Raw genomic sequence first — 17,000 nt, 5'->3', positions numbered from 1 at the left:
AAACGATCGCTTTCGGTAAAGGGCAGGGGTGTGGCGGCTGAGGATCCGGGCGCGATCCCATGCCGCGATGAGTTCCGGCCGGGACGGGAGTCTGTTCTCGTGACCGCCGTAGGACGCCTACGACGCTGCCCCGGACCTGCACATCACGGAGGACACCATGACGACCTCGCCGGACGACCCGACCACCGCGCTGACCGGCCGCCCACCCATCGTGGACCTGGCCACCTGGCAGACCGCCCGTGACGAGCTTCTGGTCCGTGAGAAGGCCCACACCCGCGAGGGCGACGCCATCGCCGCGGCCCGCCGGCGGCTGCCGATGGTGGAGTTCGACGGGACGGTCGAGGTCGTCGGGCCTGACGGCCCGGTCCCGTTCCTGGACCTGTTCCAAGGCCGCGACGAGCTCGTGGTCTACAAGCACATGTGGTACGACGGCGCCCCGCACCAGGGGCAGTGCGAGGGCTGCACCACCACGGCCTGGCATCTGAAGGACGCCGTCTACCTCAACGCCCGCGGCGTCTCCTTCGCCGTCCTGACCACCGGCCGCTGGGACGAGGTGGCCTCCTACGTGGAGTTCATGGGCTACACCCAGCCCTGGTACTCCGTACGCGACGTGGACGCGCCGGCAGGCGGCGAGATGGGTTACCTCACCTGCTTCCTGCGCGACGGCGACCGCGTGTTCCTCACCTACTCCACCACGGGCCGCGGCAACGAGCGGGTCAACGGGTCCCTCGGCCTGCTCGACATGACGCCCTACGGCCGCGGCGAGGCGTGGGAGGACAACCCCGAGGGCTGGCCCGAGGGGCGCGGGCCGTGCTGGTCCTGGCGCTCGGACTCGGACGGGAACGCCACCTGGGGGCCGACCAGCCGCCCCGTTCCGCAGTGGACCCGCCCCGGCGCCACCCCTGTGGAGACCCTCGGACGGCGCGGCCACCATCACTGACGCGCCGTCATCGACGGGGTCGGCATAAGGTGTCAGGAAGGACTCCTGGTAGGAGAGGGGCTGTCCGGGCTGCTTGCCAGTCCTGCCATGAGTCCGGCTGCACGTGTCGTCCAAGCAGTCATGGCAGTGCTCAGGGGAGAGGGGCCGGGCGAGGATGCAGGCGTCAGAGGGCCCGCGTGCGGTGGCCGCGGCCAAGTCGACCGCCTCATCACTTGGCCTGACAGCCGACGACGCGATCGTTCTTCATGACTCGAACAAGCTCACTGTGCGTCTGCTGCCTTGTGATGTCGTGGCCCGGGTGGCACCCGTAGCCCACCAAGTCGCGCAGGTCGAAGTCGAGTTGGCTCAGCGGCTCGCCGAATCCGGCTGTCCTGTGGCTGCTCTCGACCCTCGAGTGGAGCCGCGCGTCTACGAGCGTGATGGCTTCGTGGTCACGTGGTGGACCTACCACGAACCCGTGACACCCGGCGAGGTCTCACCCGCCGTCTACGCCCATGCGCTCGAACGGCTGCATGCCGGCATGCGCCAACTCGATGTCCCGACACCGCACTTCACGGATCGAGTCGAGCAGGCTCAGCAACTCGTGGCGAACCGCGACCGCACTCCGGCGCTTGCCGAGGCGGACCGGGAACTGCTCGGTGACACGTTACGAAGCCTGAGTGGGGCGATCGGCGAGCGCGGCGGCGCCGAGCAACTGCTGCACGGCGAGCCGCACACGGGCAACGTGCTCACCACGAAGAACGGGTCGCTGTTCATCGACCTTGAGACGTGTTGCCGTGGGCCCGTCGAATTCGACCTCGCGCATGCGCCCGAAGAAGTCAGCGAGCACTATCCGGGAGTCGATCAGGACTTGCTGCGTGAGTGCCGGCTCCTCGTGCTGGCGATGATCACAACGTGGCGCTGGGACCGCGGCGACCAACTCCCCAACGGGCGCCGGCTGGGTACGGAGTGGCTCCGCCAGATCCGAGCGGCACTTGATCGCCGTGGCCCGGACATCCATGGCTGATCGGGGACCTTCGCGGTCGTAGCCGCGCCGCAAGATCGGGTGTCGGATCGGCCGGCTCAAGCAGCCCCGAGGCGTGGCCACGCGGTACGACAACCTCCCGGTCCGATCACAACTCGGCGGACAGGGCGAGAAAGTCATCGATTTCGCCCTGCAGGCCAGGAGGGATGTCGTTCATGGTGGACAGGACCAGGCGAAGGGCACGAGCAGCTTGCGGTGCTCCGGCCCACGCTGCCCGATCTCTGGTCAGCGCAGCCGAGAGCAGGTCGCCTTCATAGAGGTCGCCTTCCACCAGCGGATCGGCACGGAGCAAATCGACAGCCCTGGGCAGCAGGTAAGGCAGGCCGATGTTCCGGCCGATCAGCAGCCGGAGGTCCTCGGGGCTGAGGGCGCTGATCGGTTTGCGCCGCAATGCGTGCGCCGTGGCAACCAGACGAGTGGCGTCCGCAGGCGGGTCAGGCCAGCGGCCACCTTCCATCTCCTCCAGCGAGCGAGATCCACGTGCCGGTTCAGTCATCTGTCGATTGTCCTCTGCCAAGATCTCGAACAGCCCCTGGAACCTGTCCGCGATCACGCCGGCCCGTCGGCGTCGGGTCTCTGCGCGGCTGCAGTGTCGTAGGCGGCGCGGGCCTCGGCGATGGCGGACCGATGCCGCTCGGCCCAGTCCACCAGGCCGGTCAGCGAAGCGTGGAGCTCCCGGGCCATGGGAGTGAGGCTGTACTCCACCTTGGGCGGGACGGTCGGATACACGGTGCGGACGAGCAGCCCGTCCCGCTCCAGCCTGCGCAGGTTGAGGGTGAGCATCCGTCGGCTGATGCCCTTGATGGCGCGCTCCAGTTCGGTGAAGCGGACCGGACCGTGGGCGGCGGCGATCAGGATTCCGATGCTCCATTTGCCCGCCACGCGGTCGAGCACTTCGGTGACCGGACAGGCTTCATCCCTGAGCGCTTCGGTAACACGGGTGTGACTGCGTGACATGAAAGTGCCTCCTTCCGAGGACCAGCAAGGTTATCGATGATGACTGCTGTTACATGTCGTCAACCAAGGGGGAAGACATGCCTGTTCGCGCTCTCGTCGTCGACCCGTCCGCATCCGCCGCCGTCCGCCTCGCCGAGGTGCCCGATCCCGTGCCCGGGCCGACCCAGGTCCTGGTGGACGTCTCCCACGCCTCGTTGAACTACGGCGACCTCAACGACGCCCGCTCCGGGCGGGTCCCGGTGGGTGCGGTGCTCGGTTCGGACGCCGCCGGAGTGGTCGTTCAGGCCGCAGCCGACGGAACCGGACCGGCGGTGGGGACCCAGGTGGTGGCCCTGACCGCGGGGGCGTTCGCGGCGCGCGTCGCGATCGACGTGGGTGCGCTGGCCGAGGTGCCGAAGGGAGTGGACCTGGCAGAGGCGGCCGCTCTGCCGGTCGCCGGAGTGGCGGCTCTGCGCTCGCTGCGGGCCGCTGGACTCGGGCCGGGCAAGAGGGTGTTGGTCACCGGTGCCTCCGGCGGCGTCGGGCGGTTCGCCGTCCAGCTGGCGGCGCAGGCCGGTGCCCATGTGATCGCGTCCGTGGGCTCGCCGGCCAGGGCGGAGGGGTTGGCCGCGACCGGCGCCGACGAGGTGCTGATCGGACTGGAGGGACTCCAGCGACCGGTCGACGTGGTCATCGACAGCGTGGGCGGCCCTCAACTGGTCGCGGCATGGAACCTGCTCGCTCCCGGAGGCAGCGTACAGAGCGTCGGCTGGACGTCCGGGGAGTCGGCGGTCTTTCCACCGTATGCGACCGTAGGCCCGGCCAAGTCGCTGACGTCCTTCGTCATCCAGGGCGAGGTCGGCGAGGACTTGGCCACACTCACCGAGCTGGCCGCCGAGAGGGCCCTCACCGTCGAGATCGGCTGGCAAGGATCCTGGGACCGCTTCGACGAGGCGGCCGAAGCGCTTCGCGGACGTCGGATCTCCGGAAAAGCGGTCCTGGAGCTGACATCTGGCGAGCTGCATGTCCCGGTGCCTTCTCCGCAGGACTAGGTCTGGCCTGACTGACACTCGACTGGCCCGCGGCTCGCGTGCAGACCTTCGCCCTGCTGCACCGGTTCAGAGGGCTGCTCCAGGCGTTGATACTCTCCGCATCCAAGGTGAGGGGGGCGTGCGATCGTGGGAGCAGGGCCGTCGAGTCGTCCGAGACCCTGGGGCGGAGGAATTTTCCTCGGTGTCCTCTTCGGCGGGCTGACCGCAGTGGTCTCCATTGCCACGATCGGCAGGGCATGGACTGCCTGTGACATCGGCAGCAGTGCGTCAGCCAACGCCATGACCTTGCTGTTTCTCGCCCCTCTCCTATGGATCGCTGCTGCGGTTCCCTGGGTAGTCCTGCACCGCACCCTCGGAAGACGTCACCGAGGGGCAGCCCTGGCCGCAGGGCTCATCTTCACTCTGTGGTTCACCTGGTTCCTCGTGACGTGGCTCGGCATGCCGAACTCCTACCCCGCCACCCCCTTGTGCCCGAGCAACGTCCCACCCTGGTGGCCGAGCTTCATCCCTGCATGACCGCGCGGCGCGGGCAGTGAGCGATCTCGGCACCGGCACCTTCACACGACCGAGCGAAACGGCCGCCCACCAGCCGATTCAAGGTTGCCGCAAGGTTTCCCCACGGCCCGGCCCCCACTGTGGTTTCCGGCGAAGGCGCACGGCCCTCGCCCGCCTCGTGGCGACAGCGTCGAGAAGGGAAACCCCATGAAGCGAACGCTTTCCGTGTTGATGGCCGCCGGTGCCGCGGCCGCCAGTCTCATGGTCATGCCGGGTACGGCCAACGCAGCCGGCGGCTGCAAGACCATGAGCGCACCCGGAGGCGGCTCCGCCTACGTGTGCAAGCACTACTACTCGCAGGGTGGCGGGCTGTACTACGGCGACTTCTCGGTGAGCCGGGCTTCCTCCAGCGTGTACGCGCAGATCTACTACGACGGCAATGTGCAGACCGTCACCTCGCGCGGCGGAAGCACCAGCGGAGGCTTCAGCGACGTCGCCAAGTTCCACGTCCGGGTCTGCAACAGCGGCTGCAGCGCCTGGTTCTGACCGGCCACCGGGGGTCGGAGCGGGGGAGGGGGAAGCAGGGGTGCCGGGACAGGGGCGGGGGAGGCCCTGCCCGGTACCCCTGGGCGCCTGCCGGGTTACCCCTGGGCCCGCGCGTACGTCCGTCGTCCACTCGTCACGCAGCGTCTCCAGGCGGTCGCGCAAGCCTTCGGCCTCGGCGGTGCGGTTCTGGGACCGGTACAGCTCCAGAGCCCGCTGCCAGGCATTGCGCGCGTCGGCGTAATGGTGAAGGGCCCGGTGGGTTTCCCCGGCGTTGGCGAGGGTGTCGGCCTCGTTGGCGGTGTCCCCGACCTCTCGGAACAGCTCCAGAGCCTGCCCGTAGTGGTCCAGGGCGTCACGGTACCGGCCGGTGTGGTGGGCGATATAGCCCAAGCTGTCCAACGTGGAGGCTCCGTGGGCCGGGAGACCCCCCGCCCGCAAGAGGGCGAGGGCGCGCTCGCAGTGGGTGCGGGCCTGCGCGTAGAACCCCAGTTTCGCGTGCAACCAGCCGACCGCGTTGAGCTGGTTCGCCTGCCAGAAAGGATGGTTCACTTTCTGGTACAGGCGCAGAGCGTGCATCGCATGGTCGAGAGCACGCGCGTTGTCTCCCTGCTCTTCCCAGACCCGTCCCAGGGTGCGGTAGATGTGAGCCTGACCGGCGATGTCGCCGGTGCGCTCGGCCAGGGTGAGGGCATGGTGCAGATGTTCGAGCGCCTGCGCGTGGTCACCGGCGCGGGCGCTCGCGAATCCCAGGCGCCAGTGCGCCAGGGTCTCGGCCGTGGGGTTGTCGCCGTCGTGCTCGGCCGCGGCCAGGGCGGCCTGCCACACGTTGACGTACTCCTGCAGACGGTGCCCGCCCAGGTGATACGAGATGAGTGTCCAGGCCAACTGCCACACGAGCCGATGGCGCCCGAGCGCCGCGGCCTGCGACTGGGCGGCCAGCAGACACTCGTGCTCATCATGGAACCACTGGAGGGCCGCTGCGGTGTCGTCCGGGGCGACGGGGCGGCTGTCGGTGGCAGGAGCGTCCGGTTCGGGCCGGAAGGGTGTGTACGGGCCGTCCAGCAGACGGTTGGCTGCGAAGGCACTGTGCAGGTAGTGGTCCAGCAGCCGGGCCTGGGCGGCTACGGGCTCCTGGGAGGGAATGCCGTCGGCAAGCTCGGCGGCGTACAGGCGGACGAGGTCGTGCATCCGGTACCGCCCCGGACGGTGCTGCCGCACGATGTGCGCACCCTCCAGCTCCGCCAGCAGCACCCGGGTCCGAGCCTGGGGGAGCCCTGCCAGGCCCGCGGCTGCCGCGAGGCCGATGTCCGGCCCCTGCGCCAGGCCCAGGAAGGAGAACAGCCGGTCGGCCGAAGGGGTGAGGGCCCGGTGGGAGGCAGCGAAGACGGCGCGTACGTTCACCGTCAGGTCCCCGGGGTCGAGTGCGGTGAGGCGGTCGGCGGCCCGGACGAGATCATCGGCGAGGACGGCGAGCCGGAAGTCGGGGTGCATGGCGGCGCGGGCGGCCACTATGCCGAGGGCCAGCGGCAGGCCGGCGCAGTGCTCCACCAGGGCGGCAACGGCTCCGGGTTCGGCGGAGGTGCGCTCCGCACCCAGGCGGCCGGCCAGCAGCGCGTGTGCCTCCGCCGGACTGAGGACGTCCAACGGCATCAGGCGGGCGCCGTGCGCGGCGATCAGGGCGGTCAAACGGTTGCGGCTGGTGACAACAACGCTGCAGGAAGGACTGCCGGGCAGCAGCGGGCGGACTTGATCGGCGTGGCGGACATCGTCCAGGAGGATCAGCATGCGCCGGTCCGCCAGCAGGCTCCGGTACAGGGCGGACTGGGCCCGGAGGTCCGTGGGGACGCGGTCGCGCGCGACGCCCAACGCTTCCAGAAATCCCCGCAGGGCCACATGCGAGGGCAAGGGTGGCGTACGGGGGTCGAAGCCGTGCAGATTGACGTACAGCTGCCCATCAGGAAACCGCTGCATGTTCCGGTTGGCCCACTGGGCGGCCAACCAGCTCTTGCCGACGCCTCCTTGCCCGCGGATCACCGTGATCGCCACAGTGCCGTCCGGCCCGTCCGCGAGAGACTTGGTGAGCTGCTCCAACTCCTCATCGCGCCCGGTGAACAAAGCGGGCGGGGCCGGCAGCTGACGCGGCACCGAGGAAGAGGGTGCGGGGAGGAGGGTACGGCGGACGGGCGGACCGGGGCGGCGAGGGATGCATCGGCGGCAAGGACCCGTTCATGCAACTGCTGCAGCGGCAGTCCCGGATCGATGCCCAGTTCTTCGGCGAGGGCTCGGCGCGTGTGCCGGTAGTGCCGCAGTGCGTCAGCCGGGCGGCCGGAGAGGTGCAGGGCGAGCATAAGTTGGCCGGCCAGGCGCTCGTCGAGAGGGTGCGCCGCGGCGTGTGCGGTGAGGTCGGCGAGTATGTGTGCGTGGCGGCCGTGGCGTAAGGCGATGTCGTTGCGGTCGAGTTCGGCGGTGAACCGCTCGTGGTGGAGGGTCTCGCGCAGTGAGGTGAACCAGGGGGTTTCCAGGGTGCTGAGTGCGGGTCCGCGCCATAGTCGGAGGGCTTCGTCGAGCAGGGCGGCTGCGCGGTCGTCGTCCTGGGTGTCGCGGGCCTGCGCGACGAGGTCGCGGAACCGGTGCAGGTCCACTGACGAGCTGCCACCGGCGAGTTGGTAGCCGCTGGGTCGGCCGGCTCCAGGGCCTGGCGCAGGAGGGAGACATAGCTGTAGAGCGTGGGGCGCCAGCGCTGGGGTGGCCGGTCGCCCCAGACCCGGTCGCCGAGCCGGTCGATCGAGACGGTGTGATTGGCGTCCACGAGCAGTGCCGCCAGCACGGACCGCTGCCGCAAATGCCCGAGGTCGACCGGCCTGCCGTCGACGCGCGCTTCGATCTCGCCGAGTACCGCGAACTGTGCCCTCACCGTGTCCCGTTCCGAACGCCGCCTTCTGGTGATCGTTTCAGCCCACTGTGACGTGGCGGCTCGGCAACCGCCTTTGTTTTGTGGGTGGTTGACCGAAAAGAGCCGGGGGCGTCTGGAGTCTTGGCAATGAACTCTGCAGCCCGCATGGGTGCCGTTCGTCCGGCGGGGTGCTCTGGGCCGGGTCTTGAGTAACAAGCGCGCCGCGTGGATGTCCGCACCGCGGGTGAGAAGAGCTCATTCTCGCTCAGCTCCACACACCAGGCATCGTCCGGCAAGGCGTAGTGGCACCGGATGGCGTAGTGGCGCCTGCACGAACGCGCAACTCCGGCATGCCCGCAGGCTGCCACGGCTGCCACGTCGGAATCTCGCGAGTCACTGCTCAGCATCTGCCGCCGCCCCACCGACCGTCTGAGGGACAACTCTCGCCCGATGCGGGCCCGTCATCGCAGGTTTCCGTGTCACCGCGCTTCTTCAAGGGTAGACACCGCGGCGACGTGCATCTCTGTGTGCCCGACGGGAGGCAGGGTGCAAGCGCCATGGGGGGTGGGGCTGGTGCGGCGGATGGTCAATCTGCGAACCGTCGAGCAGAAGTTGTTGCTGCTCGCTCTGCTGTTCGTCATCGGTGGGTCGATCGTTGCGAATCTCTTCGCATGGGACGTGAAGTGGCAGATACCGCTCATCTACGCGGTCCTTTACGTTCTGTTGTCGATGGTCATCGAGATTCGTGACCGTCAGGCCCCCGGCTTCCACGCACTACCGCACCAGTGATGAATTCTTCCTCTCCTTCGTCCGCCTGGTGCGCACGGCCGAACGTCACATCTACACAAGCTATGTGCGCAACACGCCGCCGCAGAGCTTCCATTCGCCGGCGGCGCAGCAGTACTTCAGGACCGCAGCCGACTGGACCCGGCGTAACCCGGGCGCGTCGTTCCACCGCATCATCGGTGTCCCGGCCCAGGAACCCGGCAACAGTGCCATGCGTCAGTGGCTACGCGAGCACTACGAGGAGATGCACGGTCTTGCCAACTACCATGCCCGCGTGGTGACCACGAACAGCGGCGTGGACGCAGTCAATATGGCGATCATCGACGATACGGCAGTGCTTTTGCTGCTGACTGCGGACGGATCGTTCATGAGTGGGCACAGTCTGGAAACGGCCGAAGCCGTCAATTCCTTCCGGGACTATTACAGGTCTTGGTGGGCCTCGGCGGAGCCTTTGGACAGCTACGCCCAGCGCACCGGCCTCATGACCCCCACCCCCTGACACCGGCTGAGCACAATGCCGTTGATTGCGCTCTGGCTGCATGGCTTCCGACGTCAGCGGATCTGCTGGCAGCGGCGAGCTCACATCCACGGGCCCCTTGCACTTGCCCCGCTGCCTCATCGCTCACCGGCAGTACAGGTCGCTGTGTCAGCCGTCGGCTACGGACGGTCCTGTCTGTATCACTCTCACACCGGCCTCACGCAAGGCCATGAAAGTGGCGTCGTCCTCCGACGCGTCGGTGATGAGCGCATCCAGGTCCTCCGGGCCGCAGATCTTCACCATGCCGGTTCCCGGGAACTTGCTCTTGTCGGCCAGCAGCACCACCTTGTCGCTGGCGGCGATCATGGCGCGCCTGGCGGGCACCTCGGCCACGGTGGTGTCCATGACCTGGCCCCCGGGACGAAGGCCGCACGCACCCATGAACAGCCAGTCGGCGTGGACTTGGCGGAGGTTGTCCTCTGCCATGAAACCGTCCACCATGCGTGACTCGCGGATGACCATGCCCCCGAGCAACATCAGGTCGATGTTGTCGTCAGCGTTGAGTTCGTCGTACACCGCGAGATTGTTGGTGATCACAGTGAGCCGGTGGCCGCGCAGTTGAAGCGCCAGTCGGTGCACGGTCGTGCCGCTGTCGAGAATGACTGACTGACCGTCCTCGATCATCGTGGCCGCTCGGGTGGCAATCGCGTCCTTCCGGCCCACTCGGACCGCGGCGGCCTCGTCGAAGGACGGCTGATCCTCTTCGATGACCGCTCCGCCATGCACCCGCGTGAGCAGCCCGTCCGCCTCGAGCTTGAGGAGGTCACGGCGGATGGTCGCCGCACTGGCATCAAGCTGCTCGGCGAGGTCGGTCACGGAGGCGGTGCCGCCCGAGCGCAGGGCCTGCAGGATGAGTTGGTGTCGTCGTTCAGCCAGCACGCAACCGGACACTACACGGGCCGGCCGACGCAATCTGCCGACCAATGGCCGTAGTTGACGACTCGGAGAGAGCCCAACAGCGGCGGTCTGCTGGATCCGTGACCGCTGGGCCGAGCGGCCACCCTGCGTTGTGGGCGTGAGCTGCACAACGCGCGGACGGCCGGGGGCGGGCGGATGTATTCGGGGAGGCGCAAAAGGGCTGGAACGAGGTCAACCTGTCCTGCGAGGCCGGATACTGGTGCCTTGTCGTGACGTGGCGATCAGGGGAGCGATCGGGTGAACTCTGCCGGGAAGACGGGCGGTTGGGGCGTGCGCGGTGGCCGGGGTGGGCGGCATGCGGTCGTCGTGGGCGGGAGCCTCGCGGGGATGCTCGCGGCGCACGTTCTCGCCGGGTACGCCGACCGGGTGACCGTCGTGGAGCGCGACCGGTTCCCGGACGGGACGAGTCCGCGGCCCGGGGTGCCGCAGGGCCGGCATCCGCATGTGCTGCTGGAGGGCGGGCAGGTGGCCCTGGAGTCACTGCTGCCGGGCTTCGTGGCGGAGCTGCGGGCGGCGGGGGCGCCGCGGGTGGGCATGCCGTCGGACATGGTGCTGTGGCAGAGCGGTCGCTGGTTGCGCCGGTTGCCCGCATCGACGCACATCTACACCGGCTCACGCGCGCAGCTCGAGGAGCTGGTGCGGCGGCGGGTTCTGGCCAACCCTGTGATCAGTGTGGTGGAGGGAACCGATGTCGTCGGGCTCCTCGGCGACGCCTCGCGCGTACGGGGCGTGCTGCTGCGGGAACGCTCCGGCGACGCCCGCGGGGAGGAGCGGGCCCTCGAGGCCGACCTGGTCGTCGACGCCTCCGGCAGCGGCACGAAAGCTCCACAGTGGCTGACGGCGATCGGGGCCGAGGCCCCGCACGAGGAGACCATCGACACCGGGCTTGCGTACGCCTCGCGCGTCTACCGCGGCAAGAGCGGCGTCCTCGACGGTGACACCCTCGGCTACTACGTCTACCCGAGCCCCGACCAGGTCCACGCAGGCGGTGCGCTGCCGCTGGAGGACGGCAGCCACCTGGTCATCGTCTCGGGGCTGCGCGGCGACGAACCGCCCACGGACGACGACGAGTTCGTGACGTACACCAAGAGGCTGCCGCATCCACTCCTGCACCAGTGGCTGGACGAGGCAGAACCGCTCTCGCCGGCCTTCGGCTACCGGCGGACCGCCAATGTCCGCCGCCGCTACGACCAGCCCGGCCGCAGCCCGGCCGGATTCCTCGCCACCGGCGACGCCCTGTGCACCTTCAACCCGATCTACGGGCAGGGCATGGCCATCGCCGCGATGAGCGCGGTCGCGCTGCGCGATGCACTCGCGGATCCGAGCCGGATCCCCACCACGCGCCGCGTACAGCGGGCCCTGCTTGCGGCGTCCCGGCAGGCATGGGACATCTCCGCCGGAGCGGACCGCAAGATGCCGGGCGCGGTCGGCAACGCGGTCAACGGCGGGCCCGCGGACCGCGCTGCCGACTGGTACCTGCAGCGCGTCCAGGAGCGCTACCCCGGCGACCCCGTCGTGGGCGGCGCCTTCCGCTCCGTACTGACCCTCTCCGCGCCCGTCACCGCCCTCTTCGCCCCACCCGTGGCCCGGGCCGTCCTCTTCCACCCGCCCGCGCCGACCCCTGCCGAGCCGCCGGCGACGCCGGAGGAACCGGAGGCCTGAGTGAAGCCGACGGCGCGGGCATCCTCGGTCGAGGTCGTCGAGTGCGACCGGCAGTCGTCCGGCGGGAGGAGTGCCTACGGTCGCCCGAGCGCCGGCGTGCCCGCAGCCGGACCATGCCCCGCAGGGGACCTAACGGCCGTTCGGCCAGGACGTGTCGGTGGGCGAGCCGGCCGGACCGAGGCGGGGTGCTGCATCCGGGGGCTGTCCAGTGGCTGCAGGAGCTTTGGGCTCGTCCGGACCGCTGGTGTATTCGACGATGACGATTTCGTCCCGCCAGGCGGCCGGTTGCCGGCGTAGGCCGCAGAAGCCCGCCGCGGCCCCAGACGACGCGCTTCCACCGACATGCCCGCACCGTCCGCTGTGTCCCCCTTGTCTCCCCAATCCCTCGACGCAGCAACTTCCGGTGCGGAACGACTCCTTGACCCCCGAGATCCGGGCGGTGTAGACATCCCGCCAGCACATGTTTACGTAAACATCGCCCCGCACCCAGCCCTACGAGAGCGCATCGAACGCACCGAACCGCACCGCACAACGCGGCCCCGATCTCTGTGTCTCGCCGGGACGTGGCACACAGAAGAGTTGGAGTACTCCAGATGGCACACCGCACGCGCACGAGACGGCTCCTCGGGGCCATCGGCATCACCGCCCTCGCGACCGGGACCGTCCTGACCACCACCTCACTGCCGGCCGCCTTCGCCGATACGGCGAGCGCCAACGCGTCGGTCACCGTCCGGCCCGACCCCTCCTACAAGGGGGAGAGCTTCGAGGGCTGGGGCACCAGCCTGGTCTGGTTCGCCAACGCCACCGGCGACTACCCGCCCGCGATACGGGAGAAGCTGGCCAAGCTCCTCTTCGGCGACGACGGCCTCGCCCTGAACATCGCCCGCTACAACATCGGCGGCGGCAACGCCCCGGACGTCAAGGACTACCTGCGAGCCGGCGGAGCCGTCGAGGGCTGGTGGAAGGCCCCGGCGGGCACCACCCGCGAGGATGTCGACTGGTGGAGCGCCGACGACCCCGCCGACTGGAACAACAACGCCGACGCCACCCAGCGCTGGTGGGTGGACCGCATCAAAAAGGACATCACCCACTGGGAGACGTTCAGCAACTCCCCGCCGTGGTTCATGACCGTCAGCGGCTACGTCTCCGGCGGTTTCGACTCGTCGAAGGACCAGCTCAAAGAGGAGTCCGTCGACGACTTCGCCGCCTACCTGGTGGGTGCCACCGAGCGGCTGGAGAAGGCGCACGGCATCAAGGTCGACACCCTGGACCCGTTCAACGAGCCCAACACCAACTACTGGGGGACCAAGCTCGGCGCGGACGGCCGGCCGACCGGTGGCCGTCAGGAGGGCGCCCACATCGGCCCCGAGCTCCAGCAGAAGGTGATCAAGGCGCTCGGCCCGGCCCTCGAGAAGTCCCGTACGAACGCGGAGATCTCCGCGATGGACGAGACCAACCCGGGCACCTTCGCCACGAACTGGAACTCCTACCCCCAGGACGTGCGCGACCTCGTCGGCCAGATGAACGTCCACACCTACGGCACCAGCCAGCGCACCACCGTACGCGACCTGGCCAAGGCGGCCGACAAGCCGCTGTGGATGAGCGAGGTCGAGGGCGACTGGGGCGACGGCCAGAGCTTCACGGACATGCGCCCCGGGCTGGGCCTCGCCCAGCGCATGGTGGACGACCTGCGTGAACTGGAGCCCAAGGCCTGGGTGTTCTGGCAGCCCGTCGAGGACTACGACAACATGAAGCCGGGCGGTGAGTCCGCCAAGGGCGGCAACTGGGGCGAGATCCAGATCCCCTTCAGCTGCACCTCGAAGGACACCCTCGAAACCTGCCCGATCTACACCAACACCAAGTTCGACACCGCCCGCAACTTCACCCACTACATCAAGCCCGGTGACCGGCTGATCAAGACGGACGACACCTCCAGCACGGCGGCGGTCTCCCGCAAGGGCGACAAGGCCACGGTCGTCCACGTCAACAGCACCACCGCGGCCCGCGACGTCACCCTGGACCTGTCGAAGTTCGGCCACGTCTCCTCCCGTGCCACCGTCACCCCGGTCGTCACCGACGCCGACGGCAAGCTGGTGAAGCAGCAGCCCGTCCGGGTCACCGGCAAGCAGGCCACGATCACCGTCCCCGCCCAGTCCGTGACCTCATTCCTGGTCAAGGGAGTGTCCGGCGTCGCCAAGGACGCGGCCGAACTGCAGGAGGGCCACAGCTACCGCCTGACCGGCGTCCAGAGCGGCAAGGACCTCACCATCGGCGCCGACGGCACCGGCCTCGTCATCAAGACCGCCGACGCGGCCGACCCGAGCGGCCGGCACTGGACCCTGGACCGTGTCGGCCACACCACCGGCAACCGAGCGCGCTACGTGCTCACCGCCGACGGGGCCTCCGAGGAGGGCAAGCGCCTGGCGATCCGCGACGGCGCCCTGGTGGCCGAGCCCGCCGAGGGCCGCGCCGACAGCGCCGCCCAGTGGATCATGTCGACGACCGGCGACGGCACCTGGACCCTCGTCAACGCCGGCACCGGCCGGCTCGCGGACGTCGCCGGCCAGTCCACGAGCGACGGCGCCAAGGTCGGCGTGTGGTGGCCGAACTCCGGCTCCAACCAGCGCTGGAGGGTGACCGACGTGACACCCGCGACCGACAGCTGATCAACCGGCGTACCGAGAAGGCCCAGGTCGGAGGCCTGGGCCTTCTCGTCCGGGCTTCACATGTCCCCGGACCGTGTCCAAGGGCGATTCGGCGAAGCCCCTTCCCCCGCAACCGCGGTGGCCGAAAATGTGTCTCTCAGCGCGTGGCCCGAGCTCCGGGGGGAGCCCGGGGCGGGGCGGCCTTGGGGGACGCATGAACACATGGGCGGTGCCCGGGTACAGCGAGACGCTGGAGCTCGGGTCCGGGGCGAGCGGGCGGGTCGTCCTGGCCGTGCACGAGGAGACCGGTGTGCCGGTCGCGGTGAAGTACCTCAGCGAGGCACTGCGCGACCGGCCCGGCTTCGTGCACGACTTCAGGGCGGAGGCACGGCTGCTCGGCGGCCTGGAGAGCCCGCACGTCGCCGTCTTCTACGAGTACGTCGAGAGCCCGGACGGCGCCGCCATCGTGATGGAACTGGTGGACGGCGTCTCGCTGCGGGCCCTGCTGGCCCGTCAGGGGCCGCTGGAACCGGAAGCCGCGCTCGTGATCCTCAAGGGGTCGCTGCTCGGCCTGGCCGACGCGCACCGCGTCGGTGTCGTCCACCGCGACTACAAGCCGGAGAACGTGCTGGTCGAGCCGGACGGAGCGTCCAAGCTCGTCGACTTCGGGATCGCGGTGGACGCCGGCACCAGCGTCGGTGTGGCCGGAACCCCCGCCTACATGGCCCCCGAACAGTGGACCGGCGCCCCCGCCTCGCCCGCCGCCGACGTGTATGCGGCCACGGCCACGTTCTTCGAGTGCCTGACCGGCCGCAAGCCGTACACCGGTGACCATCTCGTCGAACTCGCGCTGCAGCACGTCGAGGCACCGGTCCCCGCCGAGGAGGTCCCCGACTCCGTGCGGGAACTGGTGCGGCGCGGTCTGGCCAAGGACCCGCAGGAACGACCCGCGCACGCCGAGGAGTTCGTCGCGGAGCTGGACGCGGCCGCCGGCGCCGCCTACGGGCCCGCCTGGGAGGAACGCGGCCGCGGCCGGCTCGCCGCGCTGGTGGCCCTGCTGCCGCTGCTGCTGCCGTCGGCGCGGAACGCTCCGCGGACGACCGTGGACACGGCGCGTACGGTTCTGCGGCCGGACGCGGACCGGGATCCGGGCGGTGGGCGAGGCCCCGACCCGGACCACGACTGGGCGGGATCATGGCGGCCCAGCAGGACGGGGGCGCTCGTGTCCGCGGCGGCCGTACTCCTGGGCATTCTCCTGACGTACGGCATCCGGCACACCCCGGCAGCGGACCCCCAGCAAGCGGCACAGGCCCTGGCCACCACCAGCGCCCAGCCCGGCGGAGCACCCACGGGACCCACCGCTCCGGCTTCCGCGTCGCCGTCCTCGTCCCCGACGCCCACCACGTCACCCGGCCAGTCGTCCTCTCCCTCCGCCAGCACCACCGCCGACGAGCCGCCGGCGCCCGGCACCACGGCTCCGAACCCGGACCCGGAGACGACACCGCCCGGCGGGACGACCCCGACGGCCCCGACCACCGAGGCACCGCCGACGACCGACGCCCCGCCCCCCACCACGGTCAAGGACGTCGCCGTGACCGACTTCCAGCAGACGGGACCGACCACCGCCACGGCGACCCTGGGCATCACCACGGACGGCACCGGGCCGGTCACCATCACGGTGGCCTGGTTCACGAGCAACACCGCGGGACAGCTCGGCACGCCGGACGGCGCCACCCAGACGTTCCAACGCAGCGGCGCCACCGAGTACGCCCTGACCGCCGACCACACCTTCCTCAACCGCGGCTGCTACTGGGCGGTGCAGATCACGACCACACCGGCCTCCTCCGACGGCGGCGCCTCACAGCAACTCCTGACCAGGCAGTGTGACATCAGATGACCGCGCAGAACGACCACTCCGAGCACGGCGACACCGGGCACGAGGACGCCGAGTACAGCGCTACCGCCCTGGCCAGCCACTGGATCCAGCGCCCGGAGCCGGACACGACCCTCGTCGAACCGCCGACGCCGACGCCGACGCCAATGCCGGCGACGGTGCCGGATCGCGTCGAGGGCACCGTGCTGCGCTTCGGCCCGGGGGTGACCGCCGCCGTCACGCACCGCACCCACCGGACGCTGCCCGCCGTACTGCCACCCTCCACGCCCCCGGCCCCGCGCCGGCGGCTGCGCAGACACGCGCTGCCCGCACTGGTGCTGAGCTGTGTGCTCGCGTTCCTCGCCTGGCAGCGGCTCGGCCCGTCCCTCGACGTGCGGACGGTGACGGTCACGGCTCAGCCGACCGTGCTGACGTGCGACGCCACCGCAGACATCGTCGCCGTCGTCACCACCAACGGCCGGCCGGGCACGCTCTCCTACCGCTGGATCCGCAGCGACGGCACCACCTCGGGTGTCCTGCGCGAAGAGGTGGCCCAGGACCAGAAGCAGGCGCGTCTGCACCTGCTCTGGACCTTCCAGGGCAAGGGCCACCACATGGCACGGGCCGAACTGCGCATCGTGTCCCCGAGCCACCCGGCGGCCGTCTCTCACTTCACGTACGACTGCGCGTGA

Annotated in this window: 14 protein-coding genes; 9 read left to right on the top strand and 5 right to left on the bottom strand. The window is 69.8% G+C overall.

All coding sequences use genetic code 11. The features are described 5' to 3' along the window. Window positions 1–157 precede the first annotated feature (157 nt). Window positions 158–940, top strand: coding sequence for a DUF899 domain-containing protein (locus tag ACQEV2_RS00895; RefSeq protein ID WP_433035179.1), 783 nt, complete (start codon window positions 158–160; stop codon window positions 938–940). A 154-nt stretch (window positions 941–1,094) separates the two neighbouring features. Further along, window positions 1,095–1,946, top strand: coding sequence for a phosphotransferase (locus ACQEV2_RS00890; RefSeq protein ID WP_433035176.1), 852 nt, complete (start codon window positions 1,095–1,097; stop codon window positions 1,944–1,946). A gap of 106 nt (window positions 1,947–2,052) precedes the next feature. Here the strand turns inward: ACQEV2_RS00890 and ACQEV2_RS00885 are convergent, their stop codons facing one another. Together ACQEV2_RS00885 and ACQEV2_RS00880 are read right to left on the bottom strand one after the other, a co-directional pair. Then, window positions 2,053–2,517: a contact-dependent growth inhibition system immunity protein gene (locus tag ACQEV2_RS00885; protein ID WP_433035173.1), complete on the bottom strand. Its 465-nt coding sequence runs from the start codon at window positions 2,515–2,517 to the stop codon at window positions 2,053–2,055. After that, window positions 2,514–2,921 carry a winged helix-turn-helix transcriptional regulator gene (locus ACQEV2_RS00880; protein WP_433035170.1) on the bottom strand — a complete coding sequence of 136 codons (408 nt, stop codon included), beginning with the start codon at window positions 2,919–2,921 and terminating at the stop codon, window positions 2,514–2,516. The genes ACQEV2_RS00885 and ACQEV2_RS00880 overlap by 4 nt, the downstream gene beginning before the upstream one ends. A gap of 77 nt (window positions 2,922–2,998) precedes the next feature. Here ACQEV2_RS00880 and ACQEV2_RS00875 point away from each other — a divergent pair, with 77 nt between their 5' ends. Beyond that, window positions 2,999–3,952 carry a zinc-binding dehydrogenase gene (locus ACQEV2_RS00875; RefSeq protein ID WP_433035167.1) on the top strand — a complete coding sequence of 318 codons (954 nt, stop codon included), beginning with the start codon at window positions 2,999–3,001 and terminating at the stop codon, window positions 3,950–3,952. Between the two features lie 594 nt (window positions 3,953–4,546). On the opposite strand, the gene ACQEV2_RS00870 is transcribed toward ACQEV2_RS00875, so the two are convergent. Beyond that, window positions 4,547–7,084 carry an ATP-binding protein gene (locus tag ACQEV2_RS00870; protein WP_433035164.1) on the bottom strand — a complete coding sequence of 846 codons (2,538 nt, stop codon included), beginning with the start codon at window positions 7,082–7,084 and terminating at the stop codon, window positions 4,547–4,549. Continuing rightward, complete coding sequence (locus ACQEV2_RS00865) at window positions 7,024–7,635, bottom strand: AfsR/SARP family transcriptional regulator (protein WP_433035161.1); 612 nt, start codon at window positions 7,633–7,635, stop codon at window positions 7,024–7,026. The genes ACQEV2_RS00870 and ACQEV2_RS00865 overlap by 61 nt, the downstream gene beginning before the upstream one ends. Window positions 7,636–8,459: 824 nt before the next feature. On the opposite strand from ACQEV2_RS00865, the gene ACQEV2_RS00860 reads away from it, so the two are divergent. Beyond that, window positions 8,460–8,675 carry a hypothetical protein gene (locus ACQEV2_RS00860; RefSeq protein WP_433035158.1) on the top strand — a complete coding sequence of 72 codons (216 nt, stop codon included), beginning with the start codon at window positions 8,460–8,462 and terminating at the stop codon, window positions 8,673–8,675. Further along, on the top strand, window positions 8,632–9,171 hold the full coding sequence (locus ACQEV2_RS00855) for a hypothetical protein (protein WP_433035155.1): 540 nt from the start codon (window positions 8,632–8,634) through the stop codon (window positions 9,169–9,171). The genes ACQEV2_RS00860 and ACQEV2_RS00855 overlap by 44 nt, the downstream gene beginning before the upstream one ends. Before the next feature lie 147 nt (window positions 9,172–9,318). Here the strand turns inward: ACQEV2_RS00855 and ACQEV2_RS00850 are convergent, their stop codons facing one another. After that, a complete protein-coding gene (locus ACQEV2_RS00850; RefSeq protein WP_433035152.1) occupies window positions 9,319–10,089 on the bottom strand; it encodes a DeoR/GlpR family DNA-binding transcription regulator in 771 nt (256 codons plus the stop codon). A gap of 345 nt (window positions 10,090–10,434) precedes the next feature. On the opposite strand from ACQEV2_RS00850, the gene ACQEV2_RS00845 reads away from it, so the two are divergent. From ACQEV2_RS00845 to ACQEV2_RS00830, 4 genes are all read left to right on the top strand, one after another. Next, window positions 10,435–11,790: an FAD-dependent oxidoreductase gene (locus tag ACQEV2_RS00845; RefSeq protein ID WP_433054081.1), complete on the top strand. Its 1,356-nt coding sequence runs from the start codon at window positions 10,435–10,437 to the stop codon at window positions 11,788–11,790. Window positions 11,791–12,383: 593 nt separating this feature from the next. Beyond that, the gene (locus ACQEV2_RS00840) at window positions 12,384–14,456 is read left to right on the top strand and encodes a glycoside hydrolase (protein WP_433035149.1); all 2,073 of its coding nucleotides are present in this window, start codon (window positions 12,384–12,386) and stop codon (window positions 14,454–14,456) included. A 193-nt stretch (window positions 14,457–14,649) separates the two neighbouring features. After that, complete coding sequence (locus tag ACQEV2_RS00835) at window positions 14,650–16,332, top strand: serine/threonine-protein kinase (RefSeq protein WP_433035146.1); 1,683 nt, start codon at window positions 14,650–14,652, stop codon at window positions 16,330–16,332. Beyond that, complete coding sequence (locus ACQEV2_RS00830; RefSeq protein ID WP_433035143.1) at window positions 16,329–17,000, top strand: hypothetical protein; 672 nt, start codon at window positions 16,329–16,331, stop codon at window positions 16,998–17,000. Before ACQEV2_RS00835 ends, ACQEV2_RS00830 begins: the two co-directional genes overlap by 4 nt.

It is taken from the genome of Streptomyces sp. CA-251387, assembly GCF_050936625.1.
Lineage (GTDB): Bacteria > Actinomycetota > Actinomycetes > Streptomycetales > Streptomycetaceae > Streptomyces.
The sequence above is the reverse complement of the archived record's forward strand: the minus strand, read 5'-3'. Positions and strand labels throughout refer to the sequence as shown.

Coding starts and splice junctions, on each gene's coding strand:
- ACQEV2_RS00895 (WP_433035179.1), top strand. CDS start 158: ATGACGACCTCGCCGGACGACCCGACCACCGCGCTGACCGGCCGCCCA.
- ACQEV2_RS00890 (WP_433035176.1), top strand. CDS start 1,095: ATGCAGGCGTCAGAGGGCCCGCGTGCGGTGGCCGCGGCCAAGTCGACC.
- ACQEV2_RS00880 (WP_433035170.1), bottom strand. CDS start 2,921: ATGTCACGCAGTCACACCCGTGTTACCGAAGCGCTCAGGGATGAAGCC.
- ACQEV2_RS00875 (WP_433035167.1), top strand. CDS start 2,999: ATGCCTGTTCGCGCTCTCGTCGTCGACCCGTCCGCATCCGCCGCCGTC.
- ACQEV2_RS00840 (WP_433035149.1), top strand. CDS start 12,384: ATGGCACACCGCACGCGCACGAGACGGCTCCTCGGGGCCATCGGCATC.
- ACQEV2_RS00835 (WP_433035146.1), top strand. CDS start 14,650: ATGAACACATGGGCGGTGCCCGGGTACAGCGAGACGCTGGAGCTCGGG.
- ACQEV2_RS00830 (WP_433035143.1), top strand. CDS start 16,329: ATGACCGCGCAGAACGACCACTCCGAGCACGGCGACACCGGGCACGAG.